At 64.4% G+C, this 26,573-nt stretch carries 25 protein-coding genes; 15 read left to right on the top strand and 10 right to left on the bottom strand.

Annotation, left to right across the window (positions count from 1 at the left end; translation table 11 throughout):
- Positions 1–38: 38 nt before the first annotated feature.
- Positions 39–983 (bottom strand): LysR substrate-binding domain-containing protein, encoded by a 945-nt coding sequence (locus ACUXH0_RS13675; protein WP_182594139.1) that lies wholly within the window; start codon positions 981–983, stop codon positions 39–41.
- Between the two features lie 148 nt (positions 984–1,131).
- Here ACUXH0_RS13675 and ACUXH0_RS13670 point away from each other — a divergent pair, with 148 nt between their 5' ends.
- The 9 genes from ACUXH0_RS13670 (at position 1,132) to ACUXH0_RS13630 (ending at position 9,750) form a co-directional block, all read left to right on the top strand.
- Positions 1,132–2,349, top strand: coding sequence for an MFS transporter (locus ACUXH0_RS13670; protein ID WP_182594140.1), 1,218 nt, complete (start codon positions 1,132–1,134; stop codon positions 2,347–2,349).
- Complete coding sequence (locus ACUXH0_RS13665; RefSeq protein ID WP_259393700.1) at positions 2,346–2,474, top strand: hypothetical protein; 129 nt, start codon at positions 2,346–2,348, stop codon at positions 2,472–2,474. Before ACUXH0_RS13670 ends, ACUXH0_RS13665 begins: the two co-directional genes overlap by 4 nt.
- A gap of 121 nt (positions 2,475–2,595) precedes the next feature.
- Positions 2,596–3,234, top strand: a complete 639-nt coding sequence (queE, locus tag ACUXH0_RS13660) for a 7-carboxy-7-deazaguanine synthase (RefSeq protein WP_182594141.1) — start codon at positions 2,596–2,598, stop codon at positions 3,232–3,234.
- A gap of 79 nt (positions 3,235–3,313) precedes the next feature.
- Entirely contained in the window at positions 3,314–3,790 is a 477-nt protein-coding gene (queD, locus tag ACUXH0_RS13655; RefSeq protein WP_182594142.1) for a 6-carboxytetrahydropterin synthase QueD, read from the top strand.
- 19 nt (positions 3,791–3,809) lie between these two features.
- The gene (tadA, locus tag ACUXH0_RS13650; protein WP_004626767.1) at positions 3,810–4,358 is read left to right on the top strand and encodes a tRNA adenosine(34) deaminase TadA; all 549 of its coding nucleotides are present in this window, start codon (positions 3,810–3,812) and stop codon (positions 4,356–4,358) included.
- Positions 4,355–5,281 carry a muramoyltetrapeptide carboxypeptidase gene (gene ldcA, locus ACUXH0_RS13645; RefSeq protein ID WP_182594143.1) on the top strand — a complete coding sequence of 309 codons (927 nt, stop codon included), beginning with the start codon at positions 4,355–4,357 and terminating at the stop codon, positions 5,279–5,281. Before tadA ends, ldcA begins: the two co-directional genes overlap by 4 nt.
- A gap of 112 nt (positions 5,282–5,393) precedes the next feature.
- Positions 5,394–7,016, top strand: a complete 1,623-nt coding sequence (locus ACUXH0_RS13640; protein ID WP_024541683.1) for an ABC-F family ATPase — start codon at positions 5,394–5,396, stop codon at positions 7,014–7,016.
- 240 nt (positions 7,017–7,256) lie between these two features.
- Positions 7,257–7,880, top strand: a complete 624-nt coding sequence (locus ACUXH0_RS13635; protein WP_004626773.1) for a carboxymuconolactone decarboxylase family protein — start codon at positions 7,257–7,259, stop codon at positions 7,878–7,880.
- A gap of 322 nt (positions 7,881–8,202) precedes the next feature.
- Positions 8,203–9,750, top strand: a complete 1,548-nt coding sequence (locus tag ACUXH0_RS13630) for an acetyl-CoA hydrolase/transferase family protein (protein ID WP_012435492.1) — start codon at positions 8,203–8,205, stop codon at positions 9,748–9,750.
- A gap of 19 nt (positions 9,751–9,769) precedes the next feature.
- On the opposite strand, the gene ACUXH0_RS13625 is transcribed toward ACUXH0_RS13630, so the two are convergent.
- The gene (locus ACUXH0_RS13625) at positions 9,770–10,663 is read right to left on the bottom strand and encodes a LysR family transcriptional regulator (protein WP_004626778.1); all 894 of its coding nucleotides are present in this window, start codon (positions 10,661–10,663) and stop codon (positions 9,770–9,772) included.
- A gap of 194 nt (positions 10,664–10,857) precedes the next feature.
- Entirely contained in the window at positions 10,858–11,373 is a 516-nt protein-coding gene (locus ACUXH0_RS13620; protein ID WP_004626780.1) for a hypothetical protein, read from the bottom strand.
- A gap of 152 nt (positions 11,374–11,525) precedes the next feature.
- Between ACUXH0_RS13620 and ACUXH0_RS13615 the strand changes: the two genes are divergently transcribed.
- On the top strand, positions 11,526–12,962 hold the full coding sequence (locus ACUXH0_RS13615; RefSeq protein ID WP_004626782.1) for an aldehyde dehydrogenase family protein: 1,437 nt from the start codon (positions 11,526–11,528) through the stop codon (positions 12,960–12,962).
- Positions 12,963–13,031: 69 nt separating this feature from the next.
- Here the strand turns inward: ACUXH0_RS13615 and ACUXH0_RS13610 are convergent, their stop codons facing one another.
- Positions 13,032–13,292: a DUF1289 domain-containing protein gene (locus ACUXH0_RS13610; protein WP_004626784.1), complete on the bottom strand. Its 261-nt coding sequence runs from the start codon at positions 13,290–13,292 to the stop codon at positions 13,032–13,034.
- A gap of 41 nt (positions 13,293–13,333) precedes the next feature.
- Entirely contained in the window at positions 13,334–15,205 is a 1,872-nt protein-coding gene (locus ACUXH0_RS13605) for a glycoside hydrolase family 15 protein (RefSeq protein WP_182594144.1), read from the bottom strand.
- Between the two features lie 37 nt (positions 15,206–15,242).
- On the opposite strand from ACUXH0_RS13605, the gene ACUXH0_RS13600 reads away from it, so the two are divergent.
- The 5 genes from ACUXH0_RS13600 (at position 15,243) to ACUXH0_RS13580 (ending at position 21,359) form a co-directional block, all read left to right on the top strand.
- Positions 15,243–16,490: a DUF2252 family protein gene (locus ACUXH0_RS13600; protein WP_182594145.1), complete on the top strand. Its 1,248-nt coding sequence runs from the start codon at positions 15,243–15,245 to the stop codon at positions 16,488–16,490.
- Positions 16,491–16,568: 78 nt separating this feature from the next.
- Entirely contained in the window at positions 16,569–17,699 is a 1,131-nt protein-coding gene (locus ACUXH0_RS13595) for a 3-deoxy-7-phosphoheptulonate synthase (RefSeq protein ID WP_220485445.1), read from the top strand.
- Positions 17,700–18,152: 453 nt separating this feature from the next.
- The gene (locus ACUXH0_RS13590) at positions 18,153–19,100 is read left to right on the top strand and encodes a fimbrial protein (RefSeq protein WP_182594146.1); all 948 of its coding nucleotides are present in this window, start codon (positions 18,153–18,155) and stop codon (positions 19,098–19,100) included.
- 155 nt (positions 19,101–19,255) lie between these two features.
- Complete coding sequence (locus ACUXH0_RS13585) at positions 19,256–20,797, top strand: methyl-accepting chemotaxis protein (protein WP_182594147.1); 1,542 nt, start codon at positions 19,256–19,258, stop codon at positions 20,795–20,797.
- Between the two features lie 94 nt (positions 20,798–20,891).
- Positions 20,892–21,359, top strand: a complete 468-nt coding sequence (locus ACUXH0_RS13580; protein WP_182594148.1) for a hypothetical protein — start codon at positions 20,892–20,894, stop codon at positions 21,357–21,359.
- A gap of 21 nt (positions 21,360–21,380) precedes the next feature.
- Here ACUXH0_RS13580 and ACUXH0_RS13575 read toward each other — a convergent pair whose 3' ends face one another.
- From ACUXH0_RS13575 to ACUXH0_RS13555, 5 genes are all read right to left on the bottom strand, one after another.
- Positions 21,381–22,103 (bottom strand): MgtC/SapB family protein, encoded by a 723-nt coding sequence (locus ACUXH0_RS13575; RefSeq protein WP_004626797.1) that lies wholly within the window; start codon positions 22,101–22,103, stop codon positions 21,381–21,383.
- Positions 22,104–22,202: 99 nt separating this feature from the next.
- The gene (locus ACUXH0_RS13570) at positions 22,203–23,306 is read right to left on the bottom strand and encodes an SDR family oxidoreductase (protein ID WP_182594149.1); all 1,104 of its coding nucleotides are present in this window, start codon (positions 23,304–23,306) and stop codon (positions 22,203–22,205) included.
- Positions 23,307–23,583: 277 nt separating this feature from the next.
- Positions 23,584–24,615, bottom strand: a complete 1,032-nt coding sequence (locus ACUXH0_RS13565) for an XdhC family protein (protein ID WP_004626801.1) — start codon at positions 24,613–24,615, stop codon at positions 23,584–23,586.
- Between the two features lie 57 nt (positions 24,616–24,672).
- Positions 24,673–25,347 (bottom strand): CoxG family protein, encoded by a 675-nt coding sequence (locus ACUXH0_RS13560; protein ID WP_012435499.1) that lies wholly within the window; start codon positions 25,345–25,347, stop codon positions 24,673–24,675.
- Positions 25,338–26,570 (bottom strand): vWA domain-containing protein, encoded by a 1,233-nt coding sequence (locus ACUXH0_RS13555; protein ID WP_012435500.1) that lies wholly within the window; start codon positions 26,568–26,570, stop codon positions 25,338–25,340. Before ACUXH0_RS13555 ends, ACUXH0_RS13560 begins: the two co-directional genes overlap by 10 nt.
- Positions 26,571–26,573 lie beyond the last annotated feature (3 nt).

Raw genomic sequence — 26,573 nt, 5'->3', positions numbered from 1 at the left:
GCATTACACATGGACCGCCCTGTGGGCTCAAACGCCTTTCATGCAAGTTCGGATGCGCCGGACGCATGCGTAGCCTGAGTTGCAGCTTCCGAGCAGATCCAGGCAGCCACATCGCGCACGTCGCGGCGCGGGTTCGGCTCGGATTGGATCAACCAGTACGCATGCGTATTGCGCACGCCGGGGGCGATGGTCGGTACGGTGACCAAGCGGCCGTCGGCCAGCAGCGGCGCGATCAACTCCAGACGGCCCAGCGCGATGCCCTGGCCGGCCACCGCCGCATGGATGATCTGGTCGTGCTGGTTGAAGCGCAGCACGGTGCGCGGCTTGGCGTGGCTCCATCCGGCGGCGGCCAGCCAGTCGGTCCATTGGAGCCAGGGGCGGCGCAGGTCGCGGTCGTCAAAGTCGAGCAGCGTCAGGCCGGCAAGCGCCTCGGCGGAATCCAGCGAGCGCAGCCCCAGCGACGGATGCGCGACCGGCGCAACGGTTTCCCCAAACAGCCGGCTCGCGCCGGGTGGCGCATCGCCCGGTGGGCAATACCGGATGGCAAGCTCGATGCCCTCGTTCTTCAGGTCGACGAGGCGGTTGTTGGTGGCCACGCGCACGTCGATGTCGGGGTACTGCAGCTGGAAGCGCGCCAGGCGCGGCAGCAGCCACAAGCCGGTGACGCCGATGCTGGCCGTGATCGTGACTGGCCGGCGTTCGGCCGCCACGCGGATGGCCCCGATGGCGTCCTGCAACTGCTGCACGGCGCTGTCAGCGCTGCGGAACAGGCGTTCGCCCTCGGGCGTGAACGCGATCGAGCGGTGCCCGCGCACCAGCAGTTTCACGCCCAGCGCCTCTTCGAGCGCCGACACCTGGCGGCTTACGGCGGACTGCGTCAGACACAGATCATCGGCCGCGAGCGTGATGCTCATGCGCCGGCCCACCGCCACGAAGCCGCGCAGCAAGTCCAGGGAGGCCAACCGAACCAGGGGAGTCGACATGCGTTTTCCTCATGCAAGGCGTTCTCAAAGATCAATTGAGAAGCCGGGTAGGGCGAAGTTTAATAAGCCATCAGGCGACATTCCAGCCCAACGCGCATTCGGTACGCTTGCGAAGCTGGAATGTCAGTCACACCGGAGAAAAACGCTCATGACATCGAAATCTTTCACGCAATCGCCCTGGTTGCCGGTATTGGCCGGCGGGGCGGTGATCGGCGTGGCGCTGGGCATTCGGCACGTGCAAGGCCTATTCCTCGTGCCCGTCACGATGGGCCATGGCTGGACACGCGAAACGTTCGGACTGGCGATTGCGTTACAAAACCTCATCTGGGGCGCGGCACAGCCATTTGCGGGCATGCTGGCCGACCGCTACGGCGCGGCCAAGGTGGTCGTTGCCGGCATCCTGGTCTATGCGCTTGGGTTGCTGCTGATGGCCCATGCTGGCACGCCGCTGGGCTTCACGCTGTCGGCGGGCGGGCTGATCGGGCTCGGGCTGTCAGGCACGTCGTTCGGCGTCGTGTATGGCGCGATCAGCCGATTGACGCCGCCCGAGCGGCGCAGCTGGGCGCTGGGCGTGGCGGGCGCGGTGGGCGGTGTCGGCCAGTTCGTGATGGTGCCGACGGCGCAGGGCTTGCTGAGTACGGTCGGCTGGGTGACGGCGCTGGTCGTCATGGCGGTGGTCATGGCGATCTTCTTGCCGCTGGCCGCGCCGTTACGCGAGAGAACATCGGCTGCCGCCGCGCAGCAGGCGCATCAAAGCATGGGTGCGGCCATCCGCGAGGCGTTTGCTCACCCCGGTTTCTGGCTGCTGAATCTCGGGTTCCTGACGTGCGGATTCCAACTCGCCTTTATCGGAGCGCACATGCCGGCGTATCTGCTCGACAAGGGGCTCACCGGCCGCCACGGCATGGTCGCGCTGGCACTGATTGCGGCCGCCAACATCGTCGGCACGTATTACTGCGGCGCACTGAGCGGGCTGTTCCGGCGCAAGTATCTGCTCTCGTTGCTGTACCTGATCCGCACGGCGGCGATTGCGCTGTTCATCCTGCTGCCGCTGTCGCCCGCAACGCTGTATGCGTTTGCCATCGTGATGGGCCTGCTGTGGCTCGGCACGGTGCCGCTGACCAACGGGCTGCTGTCGCAGGTGTTTGGGGTGCGCTACATCGGCACGCTGTTCGGCTTCGTATTTCTTGGTCACCAGATCGGCGCGTTCCTGGGCGTGTGGCTGGGCGGCGTGGTGTACGACCACCTGCATTCCTACGACGCGATCTGGGTTGGCGCCATGGCGCTCGGCGTGGTGGCTGCGCTACTGCACTGGCCGATCGACGATCGCCAACTCGTGCGTACGCCGGTGGCGCAACCCGCGTGAACGCACAGTTCAAAACATGGATGGCTTGGGCGCTGGCAGCGGCCGGCGCCGCCCTGATCTTTGCGGCGTGGCTGACCCCGGAAGGCGCACTTTCCTTTGTGACGCTGGCGTCCTTCTGCGGATAGGACGACGCACTAGCTCGATTTGTGAAACAATATCGGGTTAATCACTAGTGGGCACTGGTACGGTTTGCGCGGGAAATACGTCGCTTCTGCGTCGTTCTCCTGTGAATGCCACCGTTCAGACATGACTTACGCCGTCAAGGAAATCTTCTACACGCTGCAAGGCGAGGGTGCCAACACCGGCCGCGCAGCTGTCTTCTGCCGCTTTGCCGGCTGCAATCTCTGGAGTGGGCGCGAAGCCGATCGCGCCACCGCCGTCTGCCAGTTCTGTGACACCGACTTCGTCGGCACGGACGGCACGCAAGGCGGCAAATACACCACCGCCGAGGCACTCGCCGATACCGTTGCCGCCGAATGGCCGGCCAACGCCACCGGCGGCAAGCCGCTCGTCATCTGCACCGGCGGCGAGCCGCTGTTGCAACTCGACAAGCCGCTGATCGACGCGCTGCACGCACGCGGCTTCGAAATCGCCATCGAGACCAACGGCACCATCGCCGTGCCGGAAGGTATCGACTGGGTGTGTGTGAGCCCCAAGATGGGCTCCGAACTCGTCGTCACACGCGGCGACGAGCTGAAGGTGGTGATCCCGCAAGACGGGCAGGACCTCGACGCATACGAACGGCTGGATTTCCAGCATTTCTTCCTGCAGGCCATGGATGGCCCGCTTGCCCGGCAGAATACGGCGGCAGCCGTTGAGCTGTGCCAGCGCCGTCCGCGCTGGCGCCTGTCGCTGCAAACCCATAAGATGCTGGGCATCCGCTAAGGCGGGCCGCAGCACTTTGTCCCCGGTTTTCTGCCGGTTCCAGCCGTTTCGCGGCGTCTGCTGCCGCCACCCTTGCTCCATGACCAAGACCGTATCCATCACGCGCCGGCTCGAATTCGACGCCGGCCACCGCATCCCCGGCCATGCCGGCCAGTGCCGCAACCTGCACGGGCATCGCTATCAGCTCGAACTCACGCTCACCGGCGAAGTCCTGCACAACGACAAGGCTGCCGACGACGGGATGATCCTCGACTTTGGCGACGTCAAGCAGCTCGCCAACAAGCATCTTGTCGACCTTTGGGATCACGCCTTCCTCGTCTATCGCGGCGATACCAAGCTGGTTGAATTCCTGAACGACATGGAAGGCGGTCACAAGACCGTCGTGCTGAACGATGTGCCCACCGTCGAGAACCTCGCGCAGGTCGCGTTCGATATTCTTGAGCCGGTGTTCCGCAACGCGTTCGGGCACCATCTGCGCCTGTCCAAGCTCGTGCTGTACGAAACCCCGAATTGCTGGGCCGACGTGAGGCTCGCGCGCCCGCACGAACAGGATTGATGCGACAGCGCCGGATCGCATGACCACACCGCACGTCCTCATCCCGCCTGCCGACATGTCCGCCCATGAGCGCGACGGTTACTGGATGCAGCAGGCGCTCGTGCAGGCAAAGTTCGCGTGGGGGCAGGGCGAGGTGCCGGTGGGCGCCGTCGTCGTGCGCGGCAACGAAATCGTCGGGGTGGGCTACAACGCCCCGATCGGCACGCATGACCCATCCGCACATGCCGAGATGCGCGCACTGCGCCAGGCCGCCGAGAAGCTCGGCAACTACCGCCTGCCCGACTGCGAAGTCTTCGTGACCCTGGAGCCTTGCGTGATGTGCGCCGGCGCCATGCTGCATGCCCGCGTGGCGCGCGTCGTCTACGGCGCGCCCGATCCCAAGACGGGCGCCGCGGGCAGCATCCTCGACCTGTTTGCAGAAACGCGGCTGAACCACCAGACCGCCATCACCGGCAGCGTGCTCGCGCAGGAGTGCGGCGACATGCTGCGCGCCTTCTTCGCCGAGCGCCGCGCAACCCAGAAGGCCGCACGCCTGGCCGCCACTGAATCCGACGAATCCGCCACATGACCACTGTCCGCCTGATTGCGCCTTCCGGTTATCCGAACGATGCGGCCATCGCCGAGCGCGGCGTGGCGGCACTGGAAGCGCAGGGCTGCACGATCGTCAACCGCGAGTGCCTGAGCCGGCAGCATCAGCGTTTTGCCGGCGGTGAACTTGCGCGGCTGGCAGACCTGAACCAGATCGGCACGGGCGGTGGCCAGGAAATCGCCATGGCCATTCGTGGGGGGTATGGCCTGACGCGCTTGCTGGACCATATCGACTTCATCGACATCGGCCGCCGCGCGCAGGCGACCGACGCCATCATCGTCGGTCACAGCGATTTCACCGTGTTTTCGCTGGCGTACCTGGCGGCCACCGGCGGCGTGACGTTTGCCGGCCCGCATGTGTGTTCGGACTTCGGGCTGGAGACGGTCGACCCGTTCATGGTCGAGCACTTCTGGGGCATCTTGCGAAACCCGACCTATGCGTTGCGCGTGGATGGTCCGCAACCGACTGGCTGCGCACGGCCGGGCCGCTACGCCGGCACGCTATGGGGCGGCAATCTGGCCATGCTGTGCAGCCTGATCGGCACGCCGTATCTGCCGGATATCCGCGACGGCATCCTGTTTGTTGAGGACATCAACGAGCATCCGTACCGCGTTGAACGCATGCTGCTGCAATTGCAGCAGGCTGGCGTGCTCGATGCGCAGCAGGCGCTGTTGTTTGGCGATTTCTCCGGATATCGCACCACGCCGTACGACGCCGGCTACGATTTCGACGCCATGCGCGATTATCTGGCCGAACGCCTGTCGATTCCGGTCGTCACCGGCTTGCCGTTCGGCCATTGCCCGACCAAGGCGACGCTGCCGATTGGCGCACAAGCCGAGCTGGATGTCGACGCCGCGGGCTTTACGCTGCACTTGTCGGGATATCCGACACTGAAGGCATAAGTCTTCCGGCCATCCGGGTCACGGCCGGGTGGTAAAATCTCAGGTTCTCCAAATGGCGTCCGGTCAAGTGCTTGCCGCGCCAGATCACCGCTTTTCAAATCAAGGTTTCCACGTGCTTTCCACCGCCAACATCACCATGCAGTTCGGGCCCAAGCCCTTGTTCGAGAACATCTCGGTCAAGTTTGGCGAGGGCAATCGCTATGGCCTGATCGGCGCCAACGGTTGCGGCAAGTCGACCTTCATGAAAATCCTGGGCGGCGATCTGGAGCCGAGCGCAGGCAACGTGATGCTGGAACCGGGCGTGCGCCTGGGCAAGCTGCGTCAGGACCAGTTCGCCTACGAAGACATGCGCGTGCTGGACGTGGTGATGATGGGCCACACCGAAATGTGGGCCGCCGCGCAGGAGCGCGATGCCATCTACGCGAACCCGGAAGCCACTGACGACGACTACATGAAGGCCGCCGACCTGGAGGCCAAGTACGCCGAATACGACGGCTACACGGCGGAAGCGCGCGCGGGTGAACTGCTGATGGGCGTGGGCATTCCGACCGACCAGCACAACGGCACGATGAGCAACGTTGCGCCCGGCTGGAAGCTGCGCGTGCTGCTGGCGCAGGCGCTGTTCTCGAACCCGGACGTGCTGCTGCTGGACGAGCCGACCAACAACCTCGACATCAACACGATCCGCTGGCTGGAATCGGTGCTCAACGAGCGCAACTCCACCATGATCATCATTTCCCACGATCGCCACTTCCTGAACTCGGTCTGCACGCACATGGCCGACATGGATTACGGCACGCTCAAGGTCTACCCGGGCAACTACGACGACTACATGCAAGCCTCCCTGCAGGCGCGCGAGCGCCTGCAGGCCGCCAACGCCCGGGCCAAGGAGCGCATCTCCGACCTGCAGGACTTCGTGCGTCGCTTCTCGGCCAACAAGTCCAAGGCGCGCCAGGCTACGTCGCGCCTGAAGATGATCGACAAGATCAAGGTGGAAGACATCAAGCCGTCGTCGCGCCAGAACCCGTTCGTCCGTTTCGAGATGGAGAAGAAGCTGCACAACCTGGCGGTGGAAACCGAGAACGCGCGCAAGACGTACGACCGCAAGATTTTCGATGGCCTGACGATGGCCGTGCGGGCGGGCGAGCGGATCGCCATCATTGGTGAGAACGGCGCGGGCAAGACCACGTTGCTGCGTTGCCTGCTGAACGGCGCCGTGAAGACCGGCGTGCAGCGCGGCATCGAGATCGACGGTGGCACCGTCAAGTGGGCCGAGAACGCCAATGTCGGCTACATGCCGCAGGACACCTACGAAGAATTCCCCGAAGACCGCGACCTGATGGACTGGATGAGCCAGTGGACGCAAGCCGGCGATGACGACCAATCGCTGCGCGGCACCATGGGCCGCCTGTTGTTCTCGGCCGACGACATCAAGAAGAGTGTGAAGGTGCTCTCCGGTGGCGAGAAGGGCCGCATGATCTGGGGCAAGCTCATGCTCGGCCGCCACAACGTGCTGGCGCTGGATGAGCCGACCAACCACATGGACATGGAGTCCATCGAGTCGCTGCAGATCGCGCTCGACAAGTTCGAAGGCACGCTGATCTTCGTGTCGCACGATCGCGAGTTGATCAGCGCCCTGGCCACGCGTGTGATCGAAGTGCGCCCGGACGGCACGCTCACCGACTACCTCGGCACCTACGACGAATACCTGCAGAGCCAGGGCGTCGAAGTCTGACCCCCGATCTTTTGCCGTAGCCAAAGGGCCGCCGATGTGCGGCCTCTTTTTTTTTCGGGCGTCCCCGCGAGGCGAACATGTGTTTCCGATCCGGATCGGTCTCTCACGTGCGGCTCGCCGAGGCCGCGTTGACAGTGCCTCCTCCCGATTCCAGAATGCCTTGGCAGAACGCGGCACAGCATCCTTGCGGCTGCGTTGAGCGCCAACAAAGAACAATCAAAACATATGAGGAGACTCACGTTGAAAAACGTACTGACCTTACTATCGACAGCCGCCCTGGTGCTGATGACGTCTGCACACGCAGCTGAGCGCCTACCAACCATTCCGCCGGACAAGTACAACGCCGAACAGACCAAGGCGGCGCAGGACTTTCAGGCTGCGCGCAAGGTGCCGGTATTCGGTCCTTTCGAGCCCCTGATGCATAGCCCCGAGGTGATGAGCCAGGCCCGCGCAATGGGCGACTATCTGCGATATCACTCCGCGATTGGCAACACGCTGAGCGAATTGGTCATCCTGATCACCGCGCGAGAGTGGAGCCAGGATTACGAGTGGTATGTGCACCATCCGATCGCCCTGAAGGCGGGTATCAAACCCGGTATTGCCGATGCCATTGCCGATGGCCGCCGCCCCACGGGCATGAGCGAGGACGAGGAGATCGTCTACGACTTCGCGACGGAGCTGATCCGCAACAAGCGCGTGGCCGACGAAACCTATACCCGGGCGGAAAAGCGGTTCGGCAACAAGGGTATCGTAGACATGACGGGCATCTGCGGCTACTACACGCTGCTCGCCATGGAAATGAACGTGGCGCAGTATCCGGCACCCAAGAACGCCGCCAAGCTCGCGCGTTTTCCGGAGCCTTGACCGCTGTGCCGTCGAACGAGGACTGCGCGCAGCTGTGATGCCGCGCAGGGTGAACACCGATTCTTTGCCGTCATCAAGGGGCCGCCAATGTGCGGCCCTTTGTTTTTGGTCTTCGCCGCAATCGACTGAAGCATGTCGGCAAAGTGGACCATCTATGAAAAAACCGACTGGGTTTCATGATTTTTTATCGCCATCAGAATGCATGGCCGTCGCTACACTGGTCTGCATATCCCAGTGAATAGGCCGAGACCTGCTGACGGGGCGCCCTACATCACAACAAGAAGCGCCAAAGTCAGGCTCGGCGAAGTACCAAGGAGACGAGATGACCTCTGATATTGGCGGCCGCATTCGCCTGCAATCCCTGCTGGACAAAGTGGTGTCTGCGGACGAAGCCGCGACCCTGATCCACGATGGCATGACGGTCGGCATGAGCGGTTTCACCCGTGCCGGCGACTGCAAGGCCGTGCCGTTTGCCCTGGCCCGGCGTGCCGCGCACGAGCCGCTGCGCATTACCCTGATGACCGGCGCCTCGCTGGGTAACGACATTGACAAGGTATTGGCCGAAGCCGATGTGATTGCCCGTCGCCTGCCGTTCCAGGCCGATGCCACCCTTCGGCGCAAGATCAACGCAGGCGAGGTCATGTTCATTGACCAGCACTTGTCGGAAACCGTCGAGCAACTGCGTTCGCGGCAGATTGCACCGCTGGATGTGGCGGTTGTCGAAGCCACGGCCATCACCGAGAACGGCGGCATCGTGCCGACTACGTCGGTCGGTAATTCCGCAAGTTTCGCGGTGCTGGCGAAGCAGGTGATCGTCGAGATCAACCTGAACATGCCCGCCAATCTGGAAGGGCTGCACGATATCTTCTTTCCGGTGCAGCGGCCCTATCGCCAGCCGATTCCACTCATTGCAGCGGAGCAGCGCATCGGCCTGCCGTCTATCCCGATCGATCCGCGCAAGATCGCTGCCATCGTCATCACGGGGCAGGACGACAGCCCGTCCAACGTGTTGCCGCCCGATGCGGAGACCAATGCCATCGCGGGGCATCTGAACGCATTCCTGGCGCGCGAGGTGCGCACGGGCCGTCTTTCGCCCACGCTGCAGCCGCTGCAGGCGGGTATCGGAACGATCTCCAACGCGGTCCTGCATGGCTTCATCGACTCGCCGTTCCATGACCTCAAGATGTATTCGGAGGTTTTGCAGGACAGCTCCATCGAGCTGCTCGACTCGGGCAAGCTGGCGTTTGCCTCGGCCTCGTCGATCACGCTGTCACGCCCGGTCTACAAGCGGTTTCTGTCAGAACTGGAACGCTACAAGACGCGGGTGATTCTGCGACCGCAGGAGATCAGCAACCACCCGGAAGTGATCCGCCGGTTGGGCCTGATCACCATCAATACCGCGCTGGAATGCGATATCTACGGCAACGTGAATTCGACGCACGTGGGCGGAACGCACATGATGAACGGCATCGGCGGCTCGGGCGACTTCGCGCGCAACGCGCATCTGTCAGTCTTCGTGACCAAGTCATTGGCCAAGGCCGGCGACATCTCGAGCATCGTGCCGATGGTCTCGCATGTGGACCATACCGAACACGACGTCGACATCATCGTTACCGAACATGGACTGGCCGATCTGCGCGGGTTGGCGCCGCGCGAGCGTGCTGTGCAGATCATCAGCAACTGCGCTGATCCGCGCTACCGCGAGCTGCTGCGCGACTACGTTGTGCGCGCGCAGCGGCGCGGCGGGCATACGCCCCACCTCCTGGAGGAGGCGCTGGCCTGGCATGTCCGGTTTCGCGACCAGGGCTCGATGGCCTCAGCCGGGCTCACAGGTGAAAGTCTGCTCCCGGAACCCGCCCTCAGCGCTTGACGCGCGTCGCAGCCGCTGCTCAGGCGCCGAGCACTTCCTGGCACGTCGCGAGCCACGCGCGAGCGGCGTGCGACAGGTAGCGGCCGGGCGACCACAGGTGCGCGAGCGCCCAATCCATGTCGGGGGCGGTCAGGCGTGCCACGGCCAGCTTGTCACGGTTCGCGAGGTTGGCCACCAGCGGCTGCGGCAAAAAAGTCGTGCCCAGTCCCGCAGCGGCCATCGAGGCGAGGAATTCCCAATGCCCGCTCCGCGCAGCGATGTGCGGCTCGATACGGGCTTCGAGAAAGGCCTGTCGCAGCTTGCGCGTCAGGGAGAAATCCTCGGCCAGCAATAGCAGCGGTTCGTCGCGCAGTGCCGTGAGGGTGACGGTCCTGCCTTTGGCCCATTTCGCTTTGCGCGGTCCCACCACCCAGATCGGATACTTTGCAAACTGTCGCGTGGCGAGTTCGAGCCCACTATCGCCGGGCAGAACGGTGGCGCCCACTTCCAGTTCGCCGCTGGCCACCTGCTGTTCCACCGTTTTGCCGCCGTACTCTGCCAAGTTCAGTACCAGATTCGGATAACGCTGACGAAACGCGCTCACGACGGGCGAAAAGAACAGATTCACCATCGGTGGGATGCCGACCGTCAGTTCGCCCCGTCCGAGCGAGGACAGATCAGCGACTTCAAGCGTCAGCCTGTGCACCACGCCCAGCGTTTCCTGCCCGCGTGCGTACACGACCCGGCCCACGTCAGTGAGCCGCACCTGCCGGCCTTCGCGGATCAGCAGCGGCTGGCCGACCTCGTTTTCGAGCTGACGCACCATCTTGCTGATGGTGGACTGTGTCACCGAGAGCGAGCTCGCCGCCTGCGTGAAGCTCTGCAGCCGCGCGGTTTCGACAAAGTAACGAAGGGCTCGGATATCGATGGGCATGGACGGACCTTAGCCATGAAGCACGCGAATGGAATTCGCCATGGTAATGAAGTTTTCCCACTCCACGACGCGATGGCCTCAACATCGTGCGGGCCTGTGTGTGCATGTCTGATGGACACGCGCACGCAACGGCACTCGACAAAAGAAAGGCGGCTCATGCGGCCGCCTTTCATGCAGTCCGGCATACGTTGCAGTCAGCCTGTTGCCTCGTCGATCAGCAGATCCAGCTGGGCGATCAGGTTGCTGGTCTCGGGCTCGCCGCGCGTTTTGCTGAGGGCTGCCTTGAGCGTGTCGCGCAGGGCGACGAGTTCTGCGACGTTGCCGGCTTTCTCCACCTTCATCTCCAGCAGATAGCCGCGCAGGCCGAGATACCGGCTGATGGTTTCGGTATAGAAGCGATAGAGGCGTTGATAGCCTTCGGCGGCCGGCTCTTTTGAAGAGTCGACGGGGGCGGGCACGGATGCAGCGGCCGGCTCCACCTTTGCCGTGGTCGCCATGGGCATGTGCGGGCGGATATACCCCCCTCCCTCCAGCTCGTCGAATACCGCTTGCGTCATGCCGAGCGGCTGAAGCTGCACGAGGATGTCGTCGCAGGTTTTCTCGCCATTGATCATCAGGAGCACCGCGCGGTGACGCTGGTCGAGGTGGTTCGCGCGCGTTCGGATCTCGTCCTGACCTTTTTCGGTCTTCTGATAGATGCGGGTGGTCATGGTCGTCTCCCTCGGCCGGCGCGTCTGCGGTGTGCGCTCTGGTGGCTCTACAATAGACCGATCATAACCGCCCGGGGGCGATGTAGGGCTCAGTCGCAACCCGGATAGCACAACGCGCAAATCGCGCATCCACCAGAGCGAGACGACCGACGATGCAGCAACGCGACAAGCTTTTTATCAATGGCAAGTGGGTGGCGCCGCAGGGCAAGGGCGTCATTGAAGTGATTCATTCGGCCACGGAAGCCGTGATGGGGACCATTCCCGAAGGCAGCGCGGCCGACGCGGAAGCCGCCGTGGCCGCCGCGCGCGCCGCATTTGATGACTGGGCTGCCACGCCCGTGACCAAGCGCGCCGAATACATCCAGAAGATTGCCGACGGCCTGCATGCCCGCAGCGAAGAGCTGGCGCAGCTGATTGCCGGCGAAGTCGGCATGCCGATCAAGCTGGCGCGTGCCATCCAGGTGGGCGGCCCGGTCTACAACTGGGGCAATTTCGCCAAGCTGCTCAGCACGTTTGAATTTGAAGAGCACGTCGGCAACTCGCTGGTGGTGCGCGAGCCCGTGGGCGTGGTGGGCGCCATCACGCCGTGGAACTACCCGCTCAACCAGATCACGCTGAAGGTTGCGCCCGCGCTGGCGGCCGGCTGCACGGTGGTGCTCAAGCCGTCGGAAGTGGCACCGCTCAACGCGTTCGTGCTGGCGGAAGTCATTGAAGAAGCCGGCTTGCCGCCGGGCGTGTTCAACCTTGTCACCGGCTATGGCCCGGTGGTGGGCGAGGTGCTGGCAAGCGACCCGGAGGTCGACATGGTGTCGTTCACGGGCTCCACGCGTGCGGGCAAGCGCGTGGCGGAACTCGCATCGCAGTCGGTCAAGCGGGTGGCGCTGGAGCTGGGCGGCAAGTCGGCCTCGGTGATCCTGGATGACGCGGACCTGGCATCGGCGGTCAAGGGCACGCTGTCGGCGTGTTTCCTGAACTCCGGGCAGACGTGCTCGGCGCACACGCGCATGCTGGTGCCGCGTGCCAAGTATGAAGAAGTGAAGGCGCTGGCCGCGCAGTTTGCCGCTGCCTACGTGCCGGGCGATCCGGCGCAGGAATCGACGCGCCTGGGGCCGCTCATCTCTGCCGTGCAGCGCGACCGCGTGCTGGGCTACATCCGCAAGGGGCTGGAGGAGGGCGCGGAACTCATTACCGGGGGCGCCGACGCGCCGGAAGGCCTGTCCACCGGTTACTTTGTCAAGCCGACGGTGCTGGGTAACGTGAAGACCACCGACACCGTGGCGCGCGAAGAGATCTTCGGCCCTGTGCTGACCGTGATCTGCTACGACGACGAGGAAGAGGCCGTCCGCATTGCCAACGACAGCATCTACGGCCTGGGCGGCGGTGTGTGGTCGGGCGACGAGGCGCGGGCGATTCGCGTGGCGCGGCGCATTCGCACGGGCCAGGTCAATATCAACGGCGGGCCGTTCAACATGCAGGCGCCGTTTGGCGGCTACAAGCAATCCGGCAACGGGCGCGAGAACGGCAAGTACGGCCTGGAGGAGTTCCTGGAGTACAAGGCGCTGCAACTCAATCCCGCCAAGACGGCCTGATCTGCCCCACGTGCAGCACCAATGAAAAACCCGGCCTCGGCCGGGTTTTTTGCGTTTGACGCCCTCCGCCTACTTGCGGCTGCCGTCAGCGTTGTAGCCCTGGGCGGTGCCTTCGGCCAGGATGCGCGTCCAGACCGCGTTGCGCTCTTCGTCGGTCATGAAGACCCAGTTGCTGACCTCCAGCTGCGTGCGCCCGCAGCCTTGGCAGACCTCGTCGAAGAGCGTGGAGCAGATGCCGATGCAGGGGCTGTCTGGGCGGCCCAGCAGGGTGCTGTCGGAAGCACTGGTTGCGTCGTCTGGCATGGGGCTGAAAGCAGTCGATTCGGTCATGGCCGGTATTTTACCGGCTTCGGCCGGACGTCAGCTGCACGTCAGCTGCACGGGGGTTCCCCAGTGCGCTGGCTGACATGATCGGCCGCCTTGGATAGCGCCAGCGCGGAATTGACCAGCGCGATATGCGAAAACGCTTGCGGGAAGTTGCCAACGAGCCGTTGCACGCGTGGGTCGTATTCCTCGGCCAGCAGGCCCACGTCGTTGCGCAGTGCCAGCAGCTTGGCGAAGAGCGCGCGGGCTTCGTCCTGGCGACCTTGCATGACGAGGTTGTCGACATACCAGAAGCTGCAGGCCAGGAACACGCCCTCGCCCTGGGGCAGGCCGTCGGTCACGGCTTCGGTGCGGTAGCGGCGCACGAGGCCATCGACGAGCAGGTCTTCTTCGATGGCCTTGACCGTGCCCTGGATGCGCGGGTCGGATGCCGGCAGAAAACCCACCAGCGGCAGCATGAGAAGTGCAGCGTCCAGCTCGTGCCCGCCGTAGCTCTGCACGAAGCAGCCACGCGCGGCATTGTAGCCGTGGGCGCAGACCTCCGCGTGGATGCGGTCGCGCACGGCTCGCCAGCGCTCCACGGGCCCGTCTACATTGAATTGCTCGATGGTTTTGACGGCGCGGTCGAACGCCACCCACGCCATGACCTTGGAATGCGTGAAATGGCGCGAGGGCCCGCGGATCTCCCAGATGCCTTCGTCGGGCGTCTGCCAGACGCTCTCCAGATGGGTCATCAGCGCGACCTGCAGGCGCCAGGAGGCATCGTCCCCGTCAAGGCCGCCTTTGCGGGCGATGAAGAGGGCGTCCATCAACTCGCCGTACACATCGAGCTGGAGCTGCAGCGCGGCCGCATTGCCCACGCGTACGGGCTGCGCGCCTTCGTAGCCGGGCAGCCAGGGGACGGTCCACTCGCCCAGGCGCCGTTCGCCGGCAATGCCGTACATGATCTGCACTTGTGCGGGGCTGCCGGCGATGGCGCGTTCGAGCCATTCACGCCAGGAGCGTGCCTCGTTGTAGTAGCCCGCATTCATGAGCGCGAGCAGCGTGAGCGTGGCGTCGCGCAGCCAGCAGTAGCGGTAGTCCCAGTTGCGCACCCCGCCGAGCTGTTCGGGCAGCGACGTTGTTGGTGCGGCCACGACACCGCCGGTGCGGTGGTACGTCAGCGCCTTGAGCGTGATGAGCGAGCGTTCCACGGCTTCGGTCCATTCGCCCGCGCCGTGACAGCGGCCGGACCACGCGCGCCAACGTGCCTCGATGTCGACCTGCGCCTCCAGCGCGTCGATGGAGTCGGGCAAGGGCAGGTGCGACGGCGAATACGTCAGCACGAAGGGCATCGCCTCGCCTTCGCTCACGGAAAAATCCGCTACGGTGGAGAGATTTTCGCCTCGGATTGGGGCGGCGGTGCGCAGTGTCGTCATGTTGGGCCCGGCCACGGCCCGGAGCACGCAATCGGGCATGTCGCACCTGCCTTCAGGCGCCGCCCCCGTGACTTCGGACACGCGGCTGACCCACGGTACAGACGCGCCGTAATCGAACCGCAGCGTAAGGTCCATACGCATTTCGACGGTGCCGGAGAGCCCGCGCACGATGCGGATGAGCTCAGAGGTGTCGTCCCGTGCGCCGGCGATGCCGGGCAAGCGGGCCGTCATCAGGTCGGTCACGCTGGCGGAACCGGTGTCGGTCTCGAAGACGGTCTCCAGCACGAGCGTGCCAGGCAGGTAGCGTCGGCGCGTGGCGCGGACCTCGCCTTGCGGAGCGATGCGCCACCGGCCGTGGTCCGGCGTGCCAAGCAGCGCGGCAAAACAGGCGCCTGAATCGAACCGAGGCCAGCACAGCCAATCGATGGAGCCGTCGCGCGAAACCAGTGCCGCGGTTTCACAATCGCCAATCAACGCGTAATCTTCAATTCTTGAGGGCATTGCACTCCACTCCACGTACTTCAACGAGGCCGAGACCATGCATGAAACCACCCGTATCCTTCTTGAATACAACGCTGGGCGTGATCCGGAAAGGCTCACCCGAAAACTGGATGCCATTGCCGCCGACCCGTTTTCATTCTTTCGCGGCACCAACAACCTGTATGCGGCCTCGCTGGCCGATGCTGCCTTGCTGCACGACGCACCCCGCACGCTGGTCTGCGGCGACCTCCACCTTGAAAACTTCGGCAGCTTCAAGGGCGACAACGGCCTGGTCTACTTCGACATGAACGACTTTGACGAAGCCCTGGCGGCGCCGTTCACGGTCGACCTGGTGCGCGTGCTGTCGAGCCTGCAGGTGGCGTCATTCGGCTGGAAGCTGGCCGATGAAGACGCTCATAACCTGTGCCGGCGCTTTCTCGACACGTATGCGGCCGCGCTGGTTGACGGCAAGCCGCGCTGGGCGGAGCGCGCCACCGCCACCGGTATCGTGCGCGACCTGCTGCGCGGCCTGCGCAAGCGCAATCGCGCCGCCTACCTCGCGCAACGCACCGAGCGCGATGGCAACCAAATCCACCTGCGCATCGACGGCCGCCACACCTTGCGGGCTAGCAAGGATGAGGCCCGCCGCGCACGCCGCATCCTGCAGGCCTATGGCGAGCAGGGCAATGGCACCAGCAGGGGTAGCCACAACCAGCGCTTTATCGCCATCGATGTGGCGCGGCGCATTGCCGGCACCGGCAGTCTGGGGCTGGAGCGCTATTCCGTGCTTGCGCGCCCGGAGAACGACCCCGCCACGCTGCGGCTGATCGACATCAAGCTTTCCATTCCGAGCGTCTGGGCCGATACGCTCGGCAACGCGTGCAGCGTGGCGCCGTGGCACAGCGAAGCCGGCCGCGTGGTGGACATTCAGCGCCTGTCGCAGGCCATCTCGCCGGCGCTGCTGCGTGGCGTCGTTTACGGGGCCAAGGGCGAGAAGCCCAAGTCGTACGTTGTCAAAAGCCTGCAGCCGACCGCGGACCGTGTGGCGCTTGGCTCCGGCAAGAACGTGGTCGCCAATCTGGACGATGCGCTGCAGACCATGGCGCACGTGGCGGCCTGGTGCCATCTGCGCGGCTGTGGCCGCCACGGGACGGATCTCGTGGAAAAGGTGCAGGACTACGCGGCCGGCACGGCGTGGCGCAAATCGGCGCTGAAGCTGGCGGCGCACGGCCGCAAGGTGTCGTTGAAGCAATGGGCCGAGTTTGCGGAGGACTACCGCCAGGCGCGTGGTGATAAGGCCGCTTAAGTGCGCTGTGTCAGTGCGGGATAGCGCGCCATTGACGGCAGGTGCGTGAGTCCCATTTGAAACCCCTGTGAGATCGCAATGAATAACCTCGACAACCCATCGCATGATCGCGAGGTGGGCATTGCCGACGCCACGCAAGACACGACGCGTATCGACGACACGCGCATCGGCGCGGTGCGTCCGCTGATTTCTCCGGCGCTGCTGCTGGACGAGCTGCCCGTGCCGGCCGATACGCAGACGCTCGTTGAAGACACCCGCCGTGCCATCAGCAACATCCTGCACGGCCGCGACGATCGGTTGCTGCTGATCGTCGGCCCGTGCTCGATCCACGATCACGATCAGGCGCTCGATTACGCGCGCCGCCTCAAGGCTGCGGCCGATGCACTGAAGGACGACCTGCTGATCGTGATGCGCGTCTACTTCGAGAAGCCGCGCACGACGGTCGGTTGGAAGGGTTACATCAACGACCCGCGCCTGGACGGGAGCTTCCGCATCAATGAAGGGCTGCGCGCTGCGCGGCAACTGCTGCTCGACGTCAACGGGCTCGGGCTGCCCGCCGCGACGGAATTCCTTGACCTGCTGAGCCCCCAATACATCGCGGACCTCATCGCATGGGGCGCGATCGGTGCGCGCACGACAGAAAGCCAGAGCCATCGACAGCTGGCCTCGGGTCTGAGCTGCCCCATCGGTTTCAAGAACGGCACGGACGGTGGCGTGCAGGTCGCGTCGGACGCGATCATCGCGGCGCGCGCCAGCCATGCGTTCATGGGGATGACGAAGATGGGCATGGCCGCGATTTTCGAGACACGCGGCAACGACGACGCGCACGTGATCCTGCGCGGCGGCAAGGGTGGGCCGAACTACGACAGCGAGCACATCGAGGCGGCCTGCGCGGCGCTGCGCGCGGCAAAATTGCGCGAACAGGTCATGGTGGACTGCTCGCACGCAAACTCAAACAAGTCGCATGAACGTCAGATCGAGGTTGCGCAAGATCTGGCGCGGCAACTCTCGCAGGGCGAGCGTAGGATCGTCGGCGTGATGGTCGAAAGCAATCTCGAAGCGGGCCGCCAAGACCTGAAACCGGGGGTGCCGCTCAAGTACGGCGTGTCGATCACCGATGCGTGCCTGAGCTGGACGCAGACTGAGCCCGTGCTCGACATACTCGCCGAGGCGGTGCGGCATCGGCGCGCGTATTCGTACGACGGGTGATGTGACGGCGGCAGGTTCAGGCTTGTCGCCTTTTCCCTATCCATGATGTAGCTCGGCGTTTCAGTGCCATTTCACTGATGGCCAGCCGCTGCACATTCGCATGCGGCTTGGTCCGGCATTGTGTGTCGGCATCCTGCCCGCACGCTTTTCGGTGTCGTTCGTGGAGTGACACCGCCGCCCCTTTTTCCAGCTTTCCTCCCAGACCGCATCTCCCGCACGGCGTGCACGTTGCACGCGCACGTGGCCTGCCGGTGCTCATCTTCCGCTCTTCAAATCCGCCCGCGCCTGGGTGGATTTTTCGGTTTTTAGGAGCGCTCCTATATCCGTGACATTTCTCAACACTGAGAATTTCACCCGGCAGCGCGTAGCAAAGACCAGCGCATTTTGATTGCGCAGCGCGTATTTGCGCCGAAAACCCAGTGGAAAAAAACTGAAATGAGGCTTTGGAGATCGATGATTGTTAAAGGATTGATTCAGCGCTGCACGCAAATGGTGAAAGCCACGGCGTTCGTCGTGTTGGGTTTGGCCATGGTGCCGCACGACGTGGCGGCCTATGAGTATGTCGCCTTTTCCGGCTCGTATGCACTGCCAGGCAGTCTGGCACCCGGAACGGTTGTCGCACGGCGCATTTATACGCCTACGCAACTCTGTGGTGAGGCTCAATGCAGGCTGTACCATTTCAAACTGATTACCAAAGGAGCCGCCGATGTTTCCCCGCCTAACACGACAGTTTCAACACGGCTAACCGGCTTGGCCATGCAGGTCATCGTGAATGGAAAACCTCAGATACTTGTGGATCAATGGAAAGATGCTCCAGTTATATTTTCCACGCCGGTTGAAGTGCAGTTGGTCAAAGATCCATACGTGGAAATCAGCAGTAGCACAGCAAAACGCTTGGTTCACTCATGGTTTTTCACGAAAACAATGACGAGCAATACTCAAAACATTCACTACTTCAGCCTGGGCGATTCCACGCTCACCAGAATTGAAGGAACGTGTTCCGTGCCAAGTCAGACGGTAGACTTGCCGCCAACCATCGTTCGGAAGCTGACCGGTGTCGGTTCAGTGGCCGGGGTGAGCGACTTCCAGATCAAGATCAACAGTTGTCCGAAGGGATACAACCGGGTGGGATACACGCTCGAGCCCATGGGCGGCGTGGCGGATTCACCGGGCGTGCTGCCGCTCTCTGCCGACTCCACCGTCAAAGGCGTAAAGATACGCCTTGCCGACCGTGACGGCGTTGCCGCCCAATTCGGCACGTCGATCAAGGTGGACGATTACAGCAAGACCACCGGCGGCTCATATGCGATCCCGATGCAGGCCTCGTATGTCCAGACCGAAGCTGCGGTCACTCCCGGCTCGGTAAAGGGCGCTGTCTCGCTGCGGCTCGACTATCAGTAACGCGGTTGCCCGACGACGGGCAGGGCGAAGGAGGCGCGTTTGCCCCGTCGCCCTTAAGTTGACGGGTTACGCAGCCGATAGTGATCAGGTAGCCGGCCGCCTGGCGCGATGGTCGCGCCGCGTGAAGAGCCGTGCACGCCACTTTCGCCGCGCCCATGTCCGCTCGCCTGACCATCCGCACCCGCCTGGTGCTTTCGGTTTCTCTTCTCTTCCTGCTGGCCTTGCTGATCGGCGTGGCTGGCCTGCTCGGCCTGCGTGACGCCAACCGCGCGCATGAGCAGACCTTTACCAACCAGTTTCCGTCCGCACTGGCGCTGGGCGAATCCGATCTGAGCCTGACGCGTGCCCGCACCGCGCTCGACAAGGCGATGCTGTATCCGGAAGACAAGGGCGCGATGAAGCTGCTCGACCGCACCGAAGAGCTGATTGCCGAGGCGGATGGCGCCTGGAAGAAATACCTGGCCTTGCCGCGCGACGACGAAGAGGAACGCCTGGCCAAGGACGTTGCGACCAAGCGCGAAGCTGCCTCCACCAGCTTGCGCGACATTATCAAGGCGCTGCGCGCGGGTGATCGCGCCACGGCGGACAAGATCATGGATAAGGAAGTGTCAAAGGCCTTCCGTGATGCCAATGATTCGAGCCTGGCCCTGAGCAAGAAGCAACTCGCATTCTCCAAGGCCAACTACGACGCATCGCGCGATGCTTATGCGCGCTTCCGGCTGATCGTGGTGGCCGCCATCGTCATCGCGCTCGTGGTAGCGCTGTGGTGTGCTTGGTCGCTGCTGTACGCGATCGTGGGGCCGCTGAACGCCGCGCTGGCGCAGTTCGACCGCATTGCTGCCGGTGACCTGACCGAGCGTGTGCGCATCGACCGTCATGACGAAATGGGCCGCCTGCTCGAAGGCCTGGCCCGCATGCAGACCGCACTGACCGATACCGTGCGCCGGGTGCGCACGGGCTCCGAGTCGATCGGAGCCGCCACCAAGCAGATTGCCGCCGGCAATGCAGACTTGTCGCAACGCACGGAAGAGCAGGCCAGCTCGCTGGAGGAAACCGCTTCCAGCATGGAAGAGATGACCTCCATCGTGCGCCAGAACGCCGACAACGCGCGCCAGGCCAGCCAGTTGGCCGACAGCGCATCGGAAGTCGCCAGCCAGGGCGGCGCGGTGGTGACCGATGTGGTGGCGACCATGCGCGAGATCAGCGCGTCGTCGCGCACAGTGTCGGAAATCATTGGCGTGATTGACGGCATTGCGTTCCAGACCAACATCCTGGCGCTCAACGCCGCGGTGGAAGCCGCCCGTGCCGGCGAGCAAGGTCGCGGCTTTGCCGTGGTGGCCGGTGAGGTGCGCAACCTCGCGCAGCGCAGCGCAGCGGCCGCCAAGGAAATCAAGGAAATGATCGAGGCGTCGCTGTCCAAGGTCGAGACCGGCAGCGCGCTGGCCGAACGCGCGGGCAGCACGATGGAAGACATCGTGTCGTCCATCCGCCGCGTGACCGACATCATGGGTGAAATCGCTGCCGCATCGAACGAGCAAAGCTCGGGCATCGAACAGGTCAACAAGGCTGTCACGCTGATGGACGAAGCCACGCAGCAGAACGCTGCACTGGTGGAGCAGGCCGCAGCCGCGGCTGAATCGCTGGAAGAACAGGCCCAGGCCCTGAACGCCGCGATCGCCGCATTCCGCCTCGCTTGATATTGGCCCCGTCGACGCACGGGGCATACCGAAGACTTGCCTTGAACGCCATTTCGGTTGATATAACCGACGGGTCCATTCAAGGAGTCGCCTCATGCCGTTCATCATTGCCGCGCTCGCGTTGGTTGGTCTGCAGATCTACGGCGCGCTCCGGCTGTATGCGGGCGTTGCCGCGGCATACGGCGCGGTGGCGGGCGGCGCGGCGGTGCTGCTCGCTGTGGCGCTGCTGGCCGGCGCAGTCGTTACTTTCATCCGGCGTTACCGCGCCGTTCATGGCGTGAACGTGGAAGGCCAGCGAATTGTGTCGCTCAGTGCAAGCTGGGGGCAGGTCGCGGTCGATGCCGAACAGAAGCGGGGGACGCTGCAGTTGCACGGGCAGGACGCCCGCTTTCTCTTCGCCGATATTGCCGGCGCTGACTCGGTCGAACGCGAAGGCGCCTGGACGCTGGCGCTGCGCCTGAAACATCAGACGCAGGCAGACTGGCCGATCCCGATGCGCAATCGCCGGGAAGCGAAACGCTGGGCGAAGATCTTCGCGCTGGCGGCGAGCCAGGAGCTTTGACCGGCGCGTTGGGTTGACCGCTTATTCGGTCGTACTCGGGTTCCAGAATGCCTGCGCCACGTGCGGCTGCGATTGCAGCGACGCGACGATGCGGTCCAGCTCGGCCGCGTTTACGGCAGTCGACATCAGCATGGCTTCAATTTCCACATGGTCGTCGCCAAAGGGTTCGACCGATAGATCGCTGATTGGATAGCTGGCCTCTTCCAGCAGGCGTTCCAGGTCGGCCAGCGCCTCCTTCTGGCGTTCGCTGGTCGAGATGACGCACATCGTGTACGTGACTTCGCTCGCCTGATTGTCCAACGGCGTGCGGTTGATGCGGTCCACCACCGGCCGCAGCAGGATGTTCGAGGCCAGCACGAACAGCGTAATGAGAATGGCCTGCCCAATGAGATCGGAGCCGGTCGCCGCACCCACGGCGGCGGAGCCCCAGAGCGTGGCGGCGGTGTTCAGCCCGCGCACGTTCAGCCCTTCCTTCATGATGGTACCGGCACCCAGAAAGCCGACGCCCGACACCACATAGGCAATCACGCGGGTCGTGTCCGATGCGGTGCCGATCTGCGCGGCCATGTCGACAAACGCCGATGCGGCCACGGCCACCAGCGCGTTGGTGCGCAGCCCCGCAGTCCGCTGCCTCACCTGCCGTTCAAAGCCGATGAGTGAGCCCAGCGCAAAGGCCGAGGCAAGGCTGATGAACGAATCCACCAGCGTGGCGACATTGAGGTGGACGAGGGCTTGCAGCGTCATCGGCGGCTCCTTGTTGTGGTGACCGGAGTCTTGGTGAAGGGCGCCGATGGTTATAGCACGGCGCCATGACACGCCGTGCGGGCCGGGGAGGCCGGACGGCTACTTATAGTCCCACTGCATTTGCTCTGGGATCGGCACGGCGTCCGATGTCTCGAGGCAGCGGTCGAGGTAAGCGAGCAGGGAGCGCGGCTGGAAGCCGGTCTCCTGCACCAGCCGCGTGTTGTCGAACACGTAGCTCATGCTGGCGAACTTGGCATACAGGTGAATGCAGCGCGCGACCAGTCGCACGTTGCCGTCCCCCGTCAGGCTCAGGAATTTACGCGCCAATGCTTTCTCGGCAATTTTTTCCTGATACACGTAGCCGGCCAGCGCTTGTGCGTCTTCTTCCGGCGTCTTGCAACGCTTGAAGCGCGGGTACAGCGTTTCGATGCGCTCGGAGTTCGCGTCGCCGGCACTGACGTGATACAGGTCTTGCGCCAGCCTGGGCTTGGTCGACAACTGCACGATGGCCTCGGCGCAATCGTCCACGGGCAGGATGTCGACGCGGTCGGACAGGCGGCAGCTGAACGTCTCGAGCAGCGCCACCATGCGCAACATCCAGAAGATGCTGCCTGACGGCTCGCAACCCAGCGTGCTGTGGCCCACCACGATGGACGGCCGCACCACCACCAGGGGCAGCTCGGGCACCGCTTCGCGCAGTTTCAGCTCGGCCATCCCCTTTGAATACGTGTATGGCACCGCGTGTTGCGCGAGCGGGGGGACATCCCAGCTCTCGCTGACATGGCGATCGGCCAGCTGGCCGCATGACATGGCTGTGCCAATCTGCAGGAAGCGCTTCAGGCGTGAGCCTTGCGCCGCCAGCCGGCCGAGCGCCAGCACGCCGTCCACGTTGGTTTCCCACAGCGACGGATGGTTCGAAAACGTTGCCAGCGCCGCGCAGTTGATGATGATTTCCGGATTGCCCAGCTTGGCGGCTCCGGCATCGCGCAGGTCGAACGGGACGATTTGCGATTCCGTAATGCCGTCCAGCGTGCCCTGTGCGAATTCAAAACGCCGCAGGTTGCTGCGCAGCCGCGCCACCCCTTCAGCAGGCGTGTCGCCGCGCACGGCAAAGCGTGTGTCGGCCAGCAAGCCTTTGGCTGCCAGATTGGCGGTAATCGCACCGCCCACGAAACCGGTGGCACCGGTCAGCAAAATACTCATGCGAAAAAACTTGAATTTCCTGGGTGGCAAAACGGGCGACCGTCCCGTTTGCAAACAACACGACTGCCGCCCCACCGGCGAGGCGCGGTGTATTGGCAGCGCGCTCGGGGCAGGGGACAGGCAAGCCGTGCCAAATGAAGCCGCGCACACGAACCAAGGTTCGCGGGCCGCGGGGTTCGCATGATGCGCTGCGGCCAAAACCTGCGCACAATCGGCGATTTATAAGAATGTAACCTTTCAGACGCCTTTCGGCATCCCATTCGATCAGAGGGTTGACTCAACTCTGCGGCACAGCGCAGCTCGAAGCGGCGTTGGCGGCAATCTCGCGCGCAGCCTTGGCGCCTTCGACTTGCAGGATGGTCGGCAGCGACACACCGTTCTTGGCGGCCGTCACCTCGGCCAGGATCGAGATGGCGATCTCCGGCGGCGTTCGGCTGCCGATGTAAATGCCGACCGGCCCATGCAGGCGCGCCAGCTCGGCATCGCTCAGATCGAATTCCTTGAGGCGCTCGCGCCGGTTGGCGTTGTTGCGGCGGCTGCCGAGTGCGCCCACGTAGAACGCTGGCGTCTTGAGCGCTTCCATGAGCGCGAGGTCATCGAGCTTGGGGTCGTGGGTGAGGGCGATGACGGCGCAGCGCTCGTCGAGCTTCATGGCCATCACTGTGTCGTCGGGCATGGTGCGGACCATGGCCACGCCGGGAATTGACCACTCTTCGCTGTATTCCTCGCGCGGGTCGCAGACGGTGATCTGGTAATCCAGGCCCACGGCGATCTGGCACAGGTAGCGCGAAAGCTGTCCCGCACCGATGACGAGCATCCGGTAGCGCGGCCCGTGAATCGTCACGAGGCGCGCTTCGTCGAACTGCAGGCCGTCAGTGACGGTGGCGTGCTGCAGGGTTGCGGCGCCGGTCGCCATGTCGAGCGTGCGGGCGACGAGCTGACCGGCTTCCACGGCGCGCAGCAGGGCGTCGATTCCGCTGGAAGCGTTCAGCGGCTCCAGCACGAGTTGCAGCGTGCCACCGCAAGGCAGCCCAAAGCGATGCGCTTCTTCAGCGCTGATGCCGTATTTGACGGCTTCGGGCTTGGTGTAATGCAGGCCTTCGCGGCGCACGCGGTCGATGAGGTCGTCTTCAATGCAGCCGCCCGAGACCGAGCCGATGACGACACCGTCATCGCGCAGCGCGAGCATCGCGCCTTCGGGCCGCGGCGACGAACCCCACGTTTTGACTACCGTGACGAGCAGCACGCGCCGCCCTTGTTCTAGCCAGCGAACGCTGGTTTTCAAGACTTCAAGATCGACGCTGTCCATGATGCGTTGGCTGCGCTTTCGCGCGCTTGAGTGATGTGTTGCGGGGGAATGGACCGATTATGCCCCGTGGTGCAAAAACAGGTAGGCGGCCGCCACGGCCACCAGCGCCACGATGATCCACGGCCATGGATTGCGCGGTTGCAGCGCGGGGCTGACGTTGGGTGCGTGGCCTGGCGGTGCACCGTGGGCCTGCAGTTGGCCCGCGGCCAAATCGGGAATCGCCTGTGTGGCCGGCATGCCGTCGACCGGCACGGCATGTCCGTCGACGCCAGCCGTCTCTGCGGGGCCGAATTCTGCGGCAAAGCGCTGGAAGAACTCGTCGGCCAGTTTGCGCGCGGCGCCGTCCACAAGGCGTGAGCCGATCTGCGCAAGCTTGCCGCCCACCTGCGCCGTTGCGGTGTAAGAGAGCCGCGTGACCGTAGGGCCTTCGGGCGTGAGCTGCACCTGGGCGCTGCCCTTGCCGAAGCCGGCCGCGCCGCCCTGGCCGTCGAAATGCAGCGTGTAGCTGCGCGGCGGCGCCACGTCGGCCAGTTCCATGCGCCCCTTGAAACGCGCCTTGACGGGCCCGACGGCGGCGGTCATGGCGACATCGTAGGCGGGGTTGGCACCGCCCTCGGCGGCGGTGATGCTCTCGCAGCCGGGAATGCAGCGTTGCAGCACCGCCGGGTCATTCAGCGCATCCCAGGCGGTCTGCAGGGGTACGGGCAGGAGATGGGTCTGGGTCAGTTCCATGGGGCGGTCAGTGGGGCAGGGGTGGGCGGGCGCGGGGGACGCGTGCGGCGGGCATGCGCCAGTTCGTGCTCCAGCGCAGCGAGGCTGTCGAAATGGTGGGCCGGCACCATCACGTCGACATGCGGCAGGATGGCCCGCACGCCACGTGCCCGCGGCTCAAAACCGGCAAAGCGCAATAGCGGGTTGAGCCAGACGATGCGATGGGCGAAGCGAGCCAGACGCGCCATTTCGGTGTCGAGCACGTCGATGTGTTCGTGGTCGAGCCCATCCGTCACAAGGAGGACGGTGGCACGGCCGGACAGCGTGCGGCGCGCCCATTGGCGGTTGAACTCCGCTAGCGCTGCACCGATGCGCGTGCCGCCCGACCAATCCGGAACAAGCTGGGCGATGGCCTGCACGGCGACATCCGGATCACGCTCGCGCAACTGCCGGGAGACATTCGTCAGCCGCGTGCCAAAGAGGAAGGCCTGGATACGCTCGCGCGACTGCACCAGCGCGTGGCAGTAATACAGCACGGCGCGCGAATAGCGGCTCATCGAGCCGGAGATGTCGAGCAGCAGCACCAGCGGCGGTGTCCGGTCGACGGGCTGGCGGTATTTCCAGCCGGTCCACTCGCCGCCGGCGCGCACAGCCTGGCGGGCGGTGGCGCGCAGGTCCGGATGGCGTCCGCGCGAGGCGGCCTTCAGCCGGCGTGTCCGCTCCTGGGCGAGATGCACGCGCCGGCGGCGGATCATGTGTTGCAGCGTGCGCCATTCGGCGGCGTTGAGCGTGTCGAAGTCACGCGTGCGCAAGGCCTCGTTGGCGGAAAACGCCAGCGGCGCCACGACGTCATGGCGTTCGCCGTCGGGCTTGGGGCCAGGCGGCAGGCGGGTCGACGGCTGCGCGCGCAAGGCATCGGCCAGGCGGTTGCTGCGTGCCGCCGGAATGCCGCCACGCACCTTGGGCAGCAGCAGGGCGCGCAGCTTGCCTTCCCAATCCGGATCCCGCCAGAACACGTTGAAGGCCGCGTCGAACAGCGTGCGCTCGTCGGGGTGCGAGACGAGCAGGGCGGACAGCGCGGCTTTTACGTCGTCGCGGCGGCCGATGTCGATGTGGCTCAGGGCTTCGATGGCGTCCACCGCGCGCGAGGGCGCAAGCGGCATGCCGGCGTTGCGCAGCAGCCGCACGAAATGCGTCACGTTGCGCGCCAGCATCGGACACTGCGTTGGTTCGGTCGCTTGCATGCC

Source organism: Ralstonia sp. 110700041-2, from assembly GCF_056280165.1.
The sequence above is the reverse complement of the archived record's forward strand: the minus strand, read 5'-3'. Positions and strand labels throughout refer to the sequence as shown.